Genomic DNA, 12,497 nt, shown 5'->3' on the forward strand with positions numbered 1-12,497 from the left:
ATACGCTCGCGCTAGTAGTTTACGCTAATTCGACTTGATTTTGTGGGGCGGCAAAGTGATCCAGACAAGCAATTGGCTCTTGAGCCGGACAGCGGGCCTTTTTGCGCTGCTCGCCTTTACGCTTCTTGTTTTTGTCCCAGCTTTCCCCGGCCCCCCTCACCACTATTTCCGAACGCAGGATCTTCCGGCGACACTATTGATCCTTCCGGCCATTGGGGTGGCGGCGTTCTGGTGGCCGAGTGTTCGCTTACCGGATCGGATGCCGTCAGCCGTTTCTGTCCTGACACTGGCAGGGCTGCTTGCTCTATCGCTTTGGGCTGGCACGCATTGGTTGATGCTAGACTATCCGTTGACGCGCGACGAGCACATGGCCCTCTTCGATGCGCAGATCTTCGCTTCAGGCCAACTCGCGCAGCCGCTCGCTCCGGAGTGGCGTGAATACTTCCGCGCTCTCTCACCGGATTTTCTCCGCGAGGCCCCAGGCAACGCGCTGATGCGCTCCACCTACATGCCCGGAAATTCAATGATGCGTGCTGGGTTTGGGGCGATTGCCGATCCGGCGCTGCTCAACCCGGTTCTTTGGGCGATCGGTTTCGTGGCGCTTTATGATATTGCGCGCCGGCTCTTTGCTGCATCGCAAAACGCGGTCTGTGTCGTGCTCGCGACTTATTTGCTTTCAGCACAAGTGCTGGTCAACGCCATGACCAGCTACGCAATGACTGCCCATCTCTCGCTCAACCTTGTGTGGCTCGCCCTTTTCCTGCGCGGCAAATGGTGGCAGCACGCGTTAGTCCTAGCCCTTGGCGCATGGTCACTTGGCTTGCACCAAGTGACCTATCACCCGCTATTCGCTGGCCCATTCATTCTATCGCTTCTTATCCAGCGTCGTTGGACGCTCTTCGCGGTCTACACATTGGCATATTCGGCTGCCGGCCTTTTCTGGCTTTCGTATCCATCAATTGTCCTGTCATCTTTTGGAATTCACGCGGGCAGTGGAGCAAGCGCTGGCATGATCGGATACCTTGAAGCGATATGGACGAAGGCTGCGCAGATTGACTTGGCCCGGGCTGCATTGATGGAGTTCAATGTCCTGCGTTTCCTTGTGTGGACGCCATTCTTTCTCCTGCCGCTTCTGGTTCTAGCTTGGCCAGATATTCGCCGCATAGACAGCGTGGCACTGGCCCTCTTTCTGGGTCTCGTATTGATGTTGCTAATGCGGTCTCTTCTACTTCCCTATCAGGGGCACGGGTGGGGTTACCGCTCTCTCCATGGACTGATTGGCAACACCGCTATTCTCGCTGGCTTTGGCTACCTGCATTGGGCCAGCAGCGACCGGGCGAGGGCGGACGGAACTGTGGTACTTCTCGGCGGAGCAACAGCTCTTGTACTGCCATTCCTGCTCTGGTCCGCGCATCAATTTGTCGCACGTTATGCGAAATTTTCTGCGCAAATCGAGCAGCAAGACACCGACTTCGTGATAGTCGATACGGAATCAACGCTGGCGGCGATCGACCAGGTGCGCAATCGCGCCGATCTGACCAACCGGCCTCTTGTTCTCTCCAGCATTCACCTCGACGATGCAAAGCTAGCCGATCTGTGCGGGAGGGGTAGCATAACCTGGATCGATGCGTCTGATATCACCGCGGCGGAATTGCCTATGCCTGCTTTCGAGCCATTTGAAAGCACGAGATTGGATGCCACTCTTCTTCAAGAGTGCGCCCAGCCTTTCGACCCGTCATTACCTTGAGGCCAACCACCTGGTCGCTGCCGCCACGTTATAGTGTGTTCGGGGCAAGCAAACACCCGATAACGGACCTTACAGCCGATGGCCGCGGCCAAAGCCTGGCCACCCACCATCCTCACCCCAGCGCGATATCGGGCGCGTCTTCCTGCTTCATCCCCACCACGTGATAGCCGCCGTCGACATGGTGCACTTCGCCGGTCACGCCCGATGAGAGGCCGGAGAGGAAATAGAGCCCTGCCCCGCCGACATCCTCGATCGTGACATTGCGCCGCAACGGCGAGTTATACTCGTTCCATTTGAGGATATAGCGGAAGTCGCCGATCCCGCTGGCCGCCAGCGTCTTGATCGGCCCGGCGCTGATCGCGTTGACGCGGATATTGCGCGGCCCCAGATCGTTGGCGAGATATTTCACGCTGGTTTCCAGCGCAGCCTTGGCCACCCCCATCACATTGTAATGCGGGATGACCTTTTCCGCACCGTAATAGGTCAGCGTCAGGATCGATCCGCCGCCGTTCCCGTTTTCGTCAACCGGCGGCATCATCTCGGCGGCGCGCCGTGCCACCGCCACCAGCGAATAGGCCGATATGTTCATCGTCATGAGGAAATTCTCGAGGCTGGTGTCGACATATTTGCCGCGCAGCTCGTTCTTGTCCGAATAGCCGATCGCATGGACCACGAAATCGAGCGTGCTCCAGCGCGCCTTCAGCTCGCCAAAGGCGGCGTCGAGCGCGGCCATGTCTGACACGTCGCATTCGATCAGGAAATCGCTGCCCAGCTGCTCGGCCAGCGGGTCCACCCGCTTCTTCAGCGCTTCGCCCTGATAGGAAAAAGCCAGCTCCGCGCCCTGTTCGCGCAGCTGCCGGGCGATCCCCCAGGCCAGCGACTTGTCATTGGCAAGCCCCATGATGAGGCCGCGTTTGCCGTTCATCAATCCGGGCATCGATCCGCTCATGCGGTGTTCTCCTCTTGAGGCTCCTGCGTCCCGGCAAACGCCTCTTCTTCTTCAGGCGTCACCGTCAGCGCTGCGTTGAGTTCGGCGCCGATAACCATCCCTAGCCCAATCAGCCAGAAAAAGAACAGCGCAACCATGATCCCCGCCAGGCTGCCATAGGTGAGGCTATAGGCAAAGAAAATGCTTAGCACCGGCGGCAGTGCGGCGCTCACCGCGATCGACCACAGCGTGACAAAGGCAACGCCGGGCCATTTGGGATAGCGCCGCGCGCGATACGCCATCGGGGTGAGCGTGTAGAACAGCATGTAAAGCGATCCGAACAGCACCAGCGCGGGAATCACGCGCGAAAGCCTGAGCCCGGCAAGCGAACCGGCAAGCTGGGGAAAGCGTGCTTCGATCACCTGCTCCGCTGCGCCGATCGCGACCTGCGCGAACAGCGAGGTGACCAACAGCACCACCGCGCCCAGAGTGAAACTGGCTGAGATCAGGCGGTATTTCCAGAAGGCGCGGGTCGATTTTGTGCCATAGGCGCGGCGCAATATGTCACGGACCGTCTCGACCAGGCTCGACACCGTCCACAGCGCCACCAGCGCGCCCGCCCACAGCAGCCAGCCGTGGCGCGCTTCCACCACGTCGCGCGCGACCGGCTCGATGGTGCGTTCTACCGTGGGCGGAAAAGCGTTGACGATGGCCTCGATCAGCGCGGTCTTCTCGCCCGTCTCGCCGATGAGCGCGAACAGCGCCGCGCCCAGGATGAAGAAGGGAAAGATCGCCAGCATCGCCAGATAGGCGAGGTTGCCGGCATGGATGAACCCATCGTTGAAAGTGCCGATCACGGTGCGCTTGGCGACTTCGAAAGCACGGGTTCCGGGCCCCAGGTGCCTGATCACCTCGCCGCGCAGGGTCTTCGCGTCCCTGCGCCGCGTTTCCGGGGAAAGCGAGTGGATCTCGCGTTCTATCGGATCGGGCAATTTACCCAGCTTCAATGTCACATACCCAGTTTGGTGCGCGGGTTGCTCTCGTCTTTCCAGCCTTCGAGCCGCTTGGCAAGCTCGGTGGTATCCTCCGGCATCTGGATTTCCAGCGTCACCAGCTGGTCGCCGCGCCCGCCCACTTTGGTGCTCCAGCCCTTGCCCTTGAGCCGCATCACTGTGCCGCCATCGGTGCCGGGCTTGATGGTCAGCATCACCGGCCCTTCCACGGTCGGGCATTTGATCTTTGCCCCGTTCAATGCCTCGTCCAGCGTGATCGGCAGATCCATGCGCACATGATCGCCATCGCGCCGGAAGAAGGCGTGACCGCCAACCGAGACAGTGACGATGCCGTCGCCTGCCCCGCTCGGGCCCTGCTGGCCCTTGCCCTTCAGCCGCATTTGCGTGCCATCCTCGACCCCGGCGGGCAGCTTGAGGTCGATCGTCTTTCCGTCGGACAGGGTGATCCGCTGGTCCTTGCGCGCCGCCGCATCGATAAAGGGGACCGCCAGCCGGTAATGGATGTCGGCGCCCTTTTGCGGCGGAGGCGGGCGCCGCTGGCTGCCGAAACCGCCGCCCATGCCTGACGGGCGCCGTCCGCCGCCGCCGAACAGCCCTTCGAAAATGTCGCCCAGATCCATCTCGCCATTGCCGAAGCCCTGGAAATCCTCGGCCCGGTAGCTGCGCTGGCCGCCCCCGCCGCCGAAACCGCCGCCCATCCCGGCAAAGGGATTGGCCGGATTGCCCTCGGCATCGATTTCGCCGCGGTCGAACCGGGCGCGCTTTTCCTTGTCGGAGAGCAGGTCATAGGCCCTGGTCACGTCGGAAAAGCGCTCCGCCGCGTTCGGCTTGTCCTTGTTGCGATCGGGATGCAGCTCCTTCGCCAGCTTGCGATAGGCGCTTTTGATCTCCGCTTCGGTGGCCGTGCGCGCAACGCCAAGGGTGGAATAGGGATCGCTCATAGCGTGTTAGCTAGGTGTAACAGTGCGGCGGTGCAAGCGCGGAAGCTTTCCTACGCGCACTGGCGGCATTATCGCGGCGGGATGGCTGTTCATGTCCTTCCTGCGACTTTCTCGCAATGCCCTTCAATCCATTGGGCAATCCATGGGGTGAAGTGGCGCGATTTTTCTTTATATGACTGTGTTCCATGTGTTCCATGTGCTTATTGGATCCTGACCCTCGTAGGAATTGATCGTGCCCACTCCCACGCCTGACCAGCTTGTCCGCCTCGCCGCCAGCGAGATTCCCGATGGCGATCCCATGGCGCTGTTCGAAGCCTGGTTTGCAGAGGCGCGCGCGGCAGAACCCAATGATCCCAACGCCATGGCGCTCGCTACCGCCACGCCCGATGGCGCGCCTTCGGTTCGCATGGTGCTGCTCAAGGGGCACGGGCCGGAGGGTTTTACCTTTTACACCAATGCCCACAGCCGCAAGGGCGGCGAAATCCGCGCCAATGTGCAGGCGGCACTGCTGTTCCACTGGAAAAGCCTGCGCCGCCAGATCCGCATCGAAGGCCTTGTGCATGAGGTGGATCCGGCGCTGGCCGATGAATATTTTGGCAGCCGCAGCCGCGATTCGCAGCTGGGTGCGCTTGCTTCGGACCAGTCGCGCCCGCTCGCGTCGCGAAGTGAGTTTCTGTCCCGAATTGCGAAGGTGACTGCGCGCCATCTGGTCGGCTCGGTGCCGCGCCCGCCGCATTGGACGGGATTTTGCCTCGATCCACAAAGAATGGAATTCTGGATGGATCGTCCGTTCCGGCTGCATGACCGGCGCCAGTTTACCCGCATTGGAGGCGGCTGGAGCAGCACGCTGCTTTATCCGTGAAACAGGCATCGCTCACCCGCAGCGCGGCCCTTGCCTCGATCGCGACCGCGCTGTTCCTGGTCGGGCTGAAGCTGTGGGCCAGCTGGCGCACCGGCTCCACTGCCATGCTCGGCAGCCTGGCCGATACCGCGCTAGATCTGGTCGCCAGCATTGCGACGCTGATCGGCGTGTGGGTCGCGTCACACCCGGCAGACGAGAACCACCGCTTCGGGCACGGCAAGGCCGAAGCGCTGGCGGCAATTTTCCAGGTCATGCTGATCACGCTTTCTGCCGGCGGAATCGCCTTGCGCGCAATCACGCAGTTGGCGGAAGGCGGTCAGACCGCGGCGGCGCAAGAGGGCATTGCCGTGTCGCTGATCGCGATTGCGGCGACCTTTGCTCTTCTGGCGTGGCAGCGGCATGTGATCGCCAGGACCAGTTCGGTCGCCATCAAGACCGATCATCTGCATTACCAGTCTGACATATTGCTCAACCTCGCGGTGATCGCGGCGCTGGTGCTCGACCAGTATCTCGGCTTCGGCATTGCCGATCCGCTGTTCGGACTGGGGATCGCCGCCTGGCTGGCCTGGGGCGCATGGCGCGCGGGCGGCGAGGCGATAAACCATTTGATGGACAAGGAATGGCCCGACCAGCGGCGCGAGGAATTCCTCGAAGTCCTGGCCCGCCATCCCGATATCCGCGGAGTGCATGATTTGCGCACGCGCACCAGCGGCGCGGATGATTTCGTCCAGTTCCACATGGCGGTCGAGCCGCATCTGACCATTGTCGAGGTGCACGATCTGATGGACGAGGTCGAGGCGCGGATCGCGCGCGAGTTCCCCGGGGTCGAAGTGCTGATCCATCCCGATCCGCAGGGCCTCGTCAACGAGGAAGGGGTTGCGGCAGAGGAACTGCTGCCCGACCGCGCCGAGTGATCCGCCCGCCGGTCCATGTCGATGCCTTCGTGGGCGAGGGCGCACGCGGCAACCCGGCAGCGATAATCCTGTGCGGCGAGTTTCCGGGCGAGGCCGAAATGCAGGCGATGGCGCGCGAAATCGGCGCACCTGCCAGCGCCTTCGTGGGCGAGGTTGCGATTGGTGGCGCGCATCCTGTTCGCTGGTTTGCGCCGGATCGCGAGATTGCCCTGTGCGGGCACGGCGCGCTTGCTACGGGGCATGTGCTGCTGGCGCGCTCCGATGCGGACCGGGTCCGCTTGCGCACGCACAAGGGCGATGAGTTGGATGTGCAGCGGCTGGACGGCGCGGCGCATTACGAGCTGGCGCTGCCCGCAATCCTCACCGCGCCGCGCGGCTGGAGCGAGCTCGCAGCGGCGTTGGGGGCGCAGCCGCTGGAGATCCGCTGGAACGCAGCGGGCTATGCGCTGGCGGTGTTGAATGATGCTGCCGAGGTGCGCGCGCTCGCGCCCGATCTCTCCGGGCTGGAAGCCATGCAATTGATCGCCACCGCGCCGGGTGACATGGGGGCAGACGTCACCAGCCGGGTGTTCTCGGGCGGTATCGAGGATGCAGCGACCGGCTCGGCGCATGCAGTGCTCACGCCCTATTGGTGCGCGCGGCTTGGGCGCGGGGATTTCTCGGCCTGGCAGGCGAGCGAACGCGGCGGGCGGTTCGAGTGCCGGCTCGATGGCGAGAGGGTCTGGCTCGGCGGGCAATGCGCCCCGGCGGGACTTACCTGACCGGGTAAAGCTCGATCACATCGGCAAGCTGCTGCAACATGGCGATGCGCTCGTCACGATTGGAATGGCCCAGCCGCACCACCGTCAGCCGTTGCTGCGGCGAGACGATCACATACTGGCCCATGTGCCCGATCAGCGAAAACAGCGTGGAGGGCGCGCGATCGGGGAACAGCGGATGCTCGGCCTCGGGATCGTCAAGCGTGCGGTTGAGCCAGATCTGGAAGCCGTAATGGGGGCTGCGCGGGCTTGGCGTTACCATCTGCTCGATCCATCGGCTCGGCACCAATTGCTCACCGCCCGGTGCGGCGCCCTTGCGGCGCAGGAATTCGCCGAGCTTTGCCCAGTCGCGCGCATTGCCATGGATCAGCGATCCGCCGATCAGCGTGCCCGAGCGGTCGAACTCGGGCACCATGCTGTCCATCCCCAGTGGGCCAAACAGCCGCGCTTCGAGAAAGTCTGCCACCGCGCTTCGCCGGTCATCCGGATCCTCGCTATCCGTCAGTGCGCGCGCGGCGATATCGGCCAGGATCACGCTGGTATTGGATGAGTATTCGAACTCAGTGCCCGGTTCGGCCCCCAGCGGCTGCTCCTCTGCCCATTGCGCCATGTCGTCGCGCCCATCGAGGAACAGCATCCGTACTTCGCTGGATTCGTAAGGTGGATCGCCCGCCTCGGTGTGGCGCAGCCCGCTACGCATCTGGAGCAATTGCCGCAGCGTGATCTCGCCGCGCGGATCGCCCGGGCGCTGCCACATAGGAACCGGGGCGCCCTCGTCGAGCCGCAACCTCCCGTCAGCCACCAGCATGCCGATCATGATGCCGGAGATCGTCTTGGCCATCGACCAGCTGACGAAGCGGGTGTCGGCGCCATAACCCGGAGCATAGCGCTCGGCGGCGATCCTGCCGTTCTGCATCACCAGAAGCGCGCGAGTCTCCCCCAGCCCTTCGCGCGTGAAAAGATCGTCGACCTCGCGCGCCAGCTCGCTTGTGGGGGCACCGGCATCCTTGGTGACTGCGGCAAGGGCTTGCTCGCTTAGCGGTGGCGGCGACTGCGGAGCCTCCCCGCACGAAGTCAGGGCTGGAAGGAGCGCCAGAGTGGCGATAGGGAGCAGCGACCGCAAGTTCTTCATCGCGCCCCACTCGCGCACAAAATTTGAAATGGCAATGGCAGGAATGGCAATGGCACAATCCAGGACTAAATCGCGCAGCCGCACCCTGGCAGGCCCGACCGTGGGGCGCGGCGGCTGGATCTTACTGGCGATTCTCGCCGTGCTGGCCGCGCTGGGATGGCGTTATTATGCGCCCGCGCAGGCCTATGCCCAAACCGCCGCCGCCTATTCGGCGCGGGTCGTCTGCTCGTGCCGTTTCGTTGCAGGCCGCAGCCTGGAAGATTGCGAAAAGGACAAGCTGGAGGGCATGGAATTCGTCACCCTGGTTGACGATCCGGCGGCGCAAAGCGTCACTGCGCGCTTCCCGCTCATCGCGGTCGACCGCGCGAGCCATCGCGAGGGCTATGGCTGCGTGCTTGAGAAGTGGGAGGGCTAGTGCTCGCGGGAGCCTAGGCCGCGCTTTCTGCTTCCGCGATCCAGCCGCCGCCCACCACGCGCTCGCCGGCATAGATCACTGCCGCCTGCCCTGGTGCGACCCCGAATTCGGGCTCGGCAAAGCGGATCGTAGCGCTCGCACCGTCGCCCAGCGTACCTTCGAGCGTGACCGGCACGGGCTTCGCCAGGCTGCGCACCTTGGCAGCCAGCGGCGCATCGGGCAGCGGGCCGATACGGTTGGTTTCGATGATCCTTGCGGCGCGTACTGCCAGCATGTGCCTGGGGCCAACCCTGACCGCGCGATTATCGGCATCCAGCCCAACCACATAGAGCGGCTCGGCCTGCCCGCCGATCTCGAGCCCGCGGCGCTGGCCAACGGTATAATGGATAATGCCCTTGTGCTGTCCCAGCACCTCGCCGCTTGCGGCATGCACGATCGGGCCGGGTGCGCCGCCTTCGGGCCGCATCTTCTCGACGATCCGGGCATAGTCGCCATCGGGCACAAAGCAGATGTCCTGGCTGTCGGGCTTGGCGGCATTGCGCAGGCCCGCCCGTTCAGCCAGCTCGCGCACCTGGCGCTTGGGCAGCCCGCCCAAGGGGAAGCGTAGATAATCGAGCTGGGCCTCGGTGGTGCCATATAGGAAGTATGACTGGTCACGCGCCGGATCGAGCGCCCTGTAAAGAAGGGGGCGGTGCAGCTCTGGCCCGGCAGGCCCCATCACCCGGCGCACATAGTGCCCCGTGGCAAGGCAATCCGCGCCCAGTTCGCGCGCCATCTTGAACAGGTCGGTGAACTTGGGCCCCATGTTGCAGCGGATGCAGGGCACCGGAGTGCGCCCGGCGAGATAATCGTCAGCGAACTGCTCGACCACTTCCTCGCGGAAGGCGCTTTCATGGTCAAACACGTAATGCGCGATGCCCAGCCGGTCAGCCACCGCGCGCGCATCGCGGATGTCATCACCAGCGCAGCATGCGCCCTTGCGTCCGGTGGCCGCGCCATAATCGTAAAGCTGCAGGGTGATGCCGATCACTTCTGCACCGCTGGCCGCTGCCAAGGCAGCAACCACCGAACTGTCGACACCGCCGCTCATCGCCACGACCACGCGGCTTTCGCCTGCCGGCTTGGGCAAGGCGAACAGGGCTTCGGGCGATAGCCCGGCGGCAATATCGATCGCAATGGTCATGATCGGCTGCGCCCATACACGGCTCTCTGGCCCTAATCCAGCATTGCGTCAGAGCGGCTGCGGGTGCGGGGAGCGGGCGTGTAATCCTAAATACAGGGTAAACTGCGGCTTTACCTGATCTTGACGGGCTTGGGTCTAGAAGCACCGACATGATGTTTGACAAGCGACTCACAACTCCCGGACCAATGACGGGATCGACCGGCAAAGCGCTGAAGGCGTTCGGCTGGTCCGAACTGACTGCGCGGATCAATGCCGCGCGCGATCTGCGCCAGATTTTGCTGGAAGAAAGCCCGCTGCTTACGAGCAGCTTCGGCGATGCAACGGCGGGTTATTTCGCTTCCGGCGAGGAGGGCAAACGCTACGTTAACCATAAAGCTTTAGGTGGACGAAAATGCCCGGGTGGCATGGAGAATTCTGCTGAAGGTGAAGCGGCAACAGGCGACCGAGAGAAATAGATGATTGAGAACCAAGATATTCGTCCCGCTCAGGTTATCGGCCCTCTCGGCGAGCCGCTGTCGCTTGACGACCTGCCGTCGCCCGAAACCAGGCGCTGGGTTGTGCGGCGCAAGGCGGAAGTCGTTGCGGCGGTCAATGGCGGCTTGCTGACCATCGACGAGGTGCTCGAGCGCTACAACCTTACGCTGGAGGAGTTCGCTTCCTGGCAACGCGCGGTCGACCGTTCGGGTATGCAGGGGCTGCGTGTTACCCGCATCCAGCATTATCGCGACCTTTATGAGCGCCAGCTGAAATACTGACGGCAAACAGAAAATTCACGCGCGCGGCGTGGGAGGCGAAGCTTCCCGCGCCGCTTTTCTGTTCATGCCTCAGCCCATGCCAATCTGCCTCTGCCCTTGCGTCAGTAGTTCTAAAGGGGCCATAAGGAGGGCATCCGAACAAAAGGAGGATGTCGAAATGGGTTGGATTATCGCTTTGATAGTGGGGGGTGTGGCCGGGTGGCTGGCCAGCCTGGTGATGAATCGCGACGCTTCGATGGGGGTTTTCTGGAACATCGTGGTCGGCTGCGTCGGCTCGATCATCGGCAATATGGTGGCAGGGCCCTTGCTGGGGATCACTGGCAGCGTGCAGGAATTTTCGATCACCGGGTTGATTGTGGCTATTCTCGGCGCGGTCATCCTGCTGGGGATAGTGAACCTGATTCAGAAAGGCCGTGTGCGATAAAGGCACGCGACCTGCAGTTCACTAATCGATTGAAAAAATCCGGGCGGGGCGGCATCAGCTGCCCCGCTTTTTATTGGTCGGCGGGGAACCAGGCGCCAAGCCCCTCGTCGTAACACTATGTCGCTGGTCGAGCGGCGCATTGCCGCCCTGCCGGGCGCAGCATAAGAGATCTTGCGCATGGTGCCTTATGCGGATAATACACCGCGTGCAAAGGAAACGCGATGAATTACGAATCAACGATCAAATCCGAATCTGCGGATTCGATCTCGTCGGAATATAGCCTTGCGGGCCGGATCGAACGGCCTTCGCGCCTCAAGTGGCTTGCGCTTGCCGGCCTGTTGATCGTCGCGATCATCGGGGCGGCCTATTTCTTCTTCGGCAATGGCGATGCGGCCAGCGTGGCCGGCGGTGATGACCGCTCGCAGGCTCCATCGATAACGGTGGTCGCGCCGGGCAAGACCCGGATTCAAGGTTCGATTGTGGCGACCGGAACGATCGCTGCACGGCGCGAGATGCCGGTGGGCGTGGCTGGCGAGGGTGGCCGTGTGGTGTCTGTGTCGGTTGAGCAGGGCCAATGGGTGCGCGCGGGCCAGGTACTGGCCTCGATTGACCGTTCGGTACAGTCGCAACAAGCGCGCAGCGCGGCGGCGCAGATCGAAGTGGCCCGGGCCGATGCCGAACTGGCACGAGCCAATCTTGATCGTGCGCTGCAACTGGTCGAGCGCGGTTTCATCTCCAAGGCTGATGTCGACCGGCTGACCGCAACTCGCGATGCCGCGCGCGCGCGGGTTGCCGTCGCCCAGGCGCAGTATAACGAATTGCTGGCGCGCAATGCGCGGCTCGATATCGTCGCTCCGGCGGCAGGGCTGGTGCTTGAACGCAATGTCGAGCCCGGACAGACGGTGAGCGCGGGCTCGACCCCGCTGTTCCGCATTGCCAAGGGCGGCGAAATGGAGCTGCTGGCGAGTGTTGGCGAGGCACAGCTGGCCAAGCTTACCCCCGGTGTCACAGCGGAGGTCGTGCCTGTTGGCACCGACCAGACTTTTATTGGCCAGGTATGGCAGCTTGAACCTACGATTGACGCGCAAAACCGGCAAGGTGTGGTACGAATCGCGCTCGCTTATGCCGAAGGTCTGCGGCCGGGCGGCTATGCCACCGCGACGATCAATAGCGGCACCGTTGTGGCGCCGGTCTTGCCCGAAAGCGCGGTGCTTTCGGACAAGGAAGGTGCCTATGTCTATATCATCGATGCGCAGAACAAGGCGCAACGCCGCGCGGTCAAGACCGGGCTCGTCACCAGTGACGGACTGGCGATTGTCGAGGGGCTTGATGGCACCGAACGGGTTGTGCTGCGGGCGGGCGGGTTCCTCAACCCCGGTGAGTCGGTGAATCCCAAGGTGCAGAAGACCAGCGGAGAATAATCGG

Annotated in this window: 14 protein-coding genes; 9 read left to right on the top strand and 5 right to left on the bottom strand. The window is 62.9% G+C overall.

Translation table 11 applies throughout. From position 1 onward, the window contains the following. Positions 1–55: 55 nt before the first annotated feature. Complete coding sequence (locus tag ACX3VQ_RS07185) at positions 56–1,747, top strand: hypothetical protein (RefSeq protein WP_462580192.1); 1,692 nt, start codon at positions 56–58, stop codon at positions 1,745–1,747. A gap of 112 nt (positions 1,748–1,859) precedes the next feature. Here the strand turns inward: ACX3VQ_RS07185 and fabI are convergent, their stop codons facing one another. The 3 genes from fabI to ACX3VQ_RS07200 are packed head-to-tail and all read right to left on the bottom strand — an operon-like array spanning position 1,860 to position 4,629. After that, positions 1,860–2,684, bottom strand: coding sequence for an enoyl-ACP reductase FabI (fabI, locus tag ACX3VQ_RS07190; RefSeq protein ID WP_462580721.1), 825 nt, complete (start codon positions 2,682–2,684; stop codon positions 1,860–1,862). A gap of 8 nt (positions 2,685–2,692) precedes the next feature. Then, the gene (locus ACX3VQ_RS07195) at positions 2,693–3,688 is read right to left on the bottom strand and encodes a YihY/virulence factor BrkB family protein (protein ID WP_462580193.1); all 996 of its coding nucleotides are present in this window, start codon (positions 3,686–3,688) and stop codon (positions 2,693–2,695) included. Then, entirely contained in the window at positions 3,685–4,629 is a 945-nt protein-coding gene (locus ACX3VQ_RS07200) for a DnaJ C-terminal domain-containing protein (protein ID WP_462580195.1), read from the bottom strand. The genes ACX3VQ_RS07195 and ACX3VQ_RS07200 overlap by 4 nt, the downstream gene beginning before the upstream one ends. 298 nt (positions 4,630–4,927) lie before the next feature. On the opposite strand from ACX3VQ_RS07200, the gene pdxH reads away from it, so the two are divergent. From pdxH to ACX3VQ_RS07215, 3 genes are read left to right on the top strand one after another with little or no spacing between them, the layout of a single operon-like run. Next, a complete protein-coding gene (gene pdxH / locus ACX3VQ_RS07205; protein ID WP_462580724.1) occupies positions 4,928–5,491 on the top strand; it encodes a pyridoxamine 5'-phosphate oxidase in 564 nt (187 codons plus the stop codon). After that, positions 5,488–6,405, top strand: coding sequence for a cation diffusion facilitator family transporter (locus ACX3VQ_RS07210; protein ID WP_462580196.1), 918 nt, complete (start codon positions 5,488–5,490; stop codon positions 6,403–6,405). Before pdxH ends, ACX3VQ_RS07210 begins: the two co-directional genes overlap by 4 nt. Beyond that, positions 6,402–7,166 carry a PhzF family phenazine biosynthesis protein gene (locus ACX3VQ_RS07215; RefSeq protein WP_462580197.1) on the top strand — a complete coding sequence of 255 codons (765 nt, stop codon included), beginning with the start codon at positions 6,402–6,404 and terminating at the stop codon, positions 7,164–7,166. Before ACX3VQ_RS07210 ends, ACX3VQ_RS07215 begins: the two co-directional genes overlap by 4 nt. On the opposite strand, the gene ACX3VQ_RS07220 is transcribed toward ACX3VQ_RS07215, so the two are convergent. Beyond that, entirely contained in the window at positions 7,159–8,295 is a 1,137-nt protein-coding gene (locus tag ACX3VQ_RS07220) for a serine hydrolase domain-containing protein (RefSeq protein ID WP_462580198.1), read from the bottom strand. The two genes, ACX3VQ_RS07215 and ACX3VQ_RS07220, sit on opposite strands and share 8 nt — an antisense overlap. A gap of 49 nt (positions 8,296–8,344) precedes the next feature. Here ACX3VQ_RS07220 and ACX3VQ_RS07225 point away from each other — a divergent pair, with 49 nt between their 5' ends. Then, on the top strand, positions 8,345–8,710 hold the full coding sequence (locus ACX3VQ_RS07225; protein WP_462580199.1) for a hypothetical protein: 366 nt from the start codon (positions 8,345–8,347) through the stop codon (positions 8,708–8,710). A gap of 13 nt (positions 8,711–8,723) precedes the next feature. Here the strand turns inward: ACX3VQ_RS07225 and mnmA are convergent, their stop codons facing one another. Next, on the bottom strand, positions 8,724–9,893 hold the full coding sequence (gene mnmA / locus ACX3VQ_RS07230; RefSeq protein WP_462580200.1) for a tRNA 2-thiouridine(34) synthase MnmA: 1,170 nt from the start codon (positions 9,891–9,893) through the stop codon (positions 8,724–8,726). Positions 9,894–10,078: 185 nt separating this feature from the next. On the opposite strand from mnmA, the gene ACX3VQ_RS07235 reads away from it, so the two are divergent. From ACX3VQ_RS07235 to ACX3VQ_RS07250, 4 genes are all read left to right on the top strand, one after another. Then, positions 10,079–10,348 carry a hypothetical protein gene (locus tag ACX3VQ_RS07235; RefSeq protein ID WP_462580202.1) on the top strand — a complete coding sequence of 90 codons (270 nt, stop codon included), beginning with the start codon at positions 10,079–10,081 and terminating at the stop codon, positions 10,346–10,348. Further along, on the top strand, positions 10,349–10,648 hold the full coding sequence (gene sciP / locus ACX3VQ_RS07240; RefSeq protein ID WP_462580203.1) for a CtrA inhibitor SciP: 300 nt from the start codon (positions 10,349–10,351) through the stop codon (positions 10,646–10,648). Between the two features lie 157 nt (positions 10,649–10,805). Continuing rightward, complete coding sequence (locus ACX3VQ_RS07245) at positions 10,806–11,072, top strand: GlsB/YeaQ/YmgE family stress response membrane protein (protein WP_462580205.1); 267 nt, start codon at positions 10,806–10,808, stop codon at positions 11,070–11,072. A gap of 221 nt (positions 11,073–11,293) precedes the next feature. Next, positions 11,294–12,493, top strand: coding sequence for an efflux RND transporter periplasmic adaptor subunit (locus tag ACX3VQ_RS07250; RefSeq protein WP_462580206.1), 1,200 nt, complete (start codon positions 11,294–11,296; stop codon positions 12,491–12,493). Positions 12,494–12,497 lie beyond the last annotated feature (4 nt).

The sequence above is a fragment of the Altererythrobacter chaiwopuensis genome (assembly GCF_054957735.1).

Coding starts and splice junctions, on each gene's coding strand:
- ACX3VQ_RS07220 (WP_462580198.1), bottom strand. CDS start 8,295: ATGAAGAACTTGCGGTCGCTGCTCCCTATCGCCACTCTGGCGCTCCTT.
- ACX3VQ_RS07225 (WP_462580199.1), top strand. CDS start 8,345: ATGGCACAATCCAGGACTAAATCGCGCAGCCGCACCCTGGCAGGCCCG.
- sciP (WP_462580203.1), top strand. CDS start 10,349: ATGATTGAGAACCAAGATATTCGTCCCGCTCAGGTTATCGGCCCTCTC.
- pdxH (WP_462580724.1), top strand. CDS start 4,928: ATGGCGCTGTTCGAAGCCTGGTTTGCAGAGGCGCGCGCGGCAGAACCC.
- ACX3VQ_RS07250 (WP_462580206.1), top strand. CDS start 11,294: ATGAATTACGAATCAACGATCAAATCCGAATCTGCGGATTCGATCTCG.
- ACX3VQ_RS07235 (WP_462580202.1), top strand. CDS start 10,079: ATGACGGGATCGACCGGCAAAGCGCTGAAGGCGTTCGGCTGGTCCGAA.
- fabI (WP_462580721.1), bottom strand. CDS start 2,684: ATGCCCGGATTGATGAACGGCAAACGCGGCCTCATCATGGGGCTTGCC.
- mnmA (WP_462580200.1), bottom strand. CDS start 9,893: ATGACCATTGCGATCGATATTGCCGCCGGGCTATCGCCCGAAGCCCTG.
- ACX3VQ_RS07245 (WP_462580205.1), top strand. CDS start 10,806: ATGGGTTGGATTATCGCTTTGATAGTGGGGGGTGTGGCCGGGTGGCTG.
- ACX3VQ_RS07200 (WP_462580195.1), bottom strand. CDS start 4,629: ATGAGCGATCCCTATTCCACCCTTGGCGTTGCGCGCACGGCCACCGAA.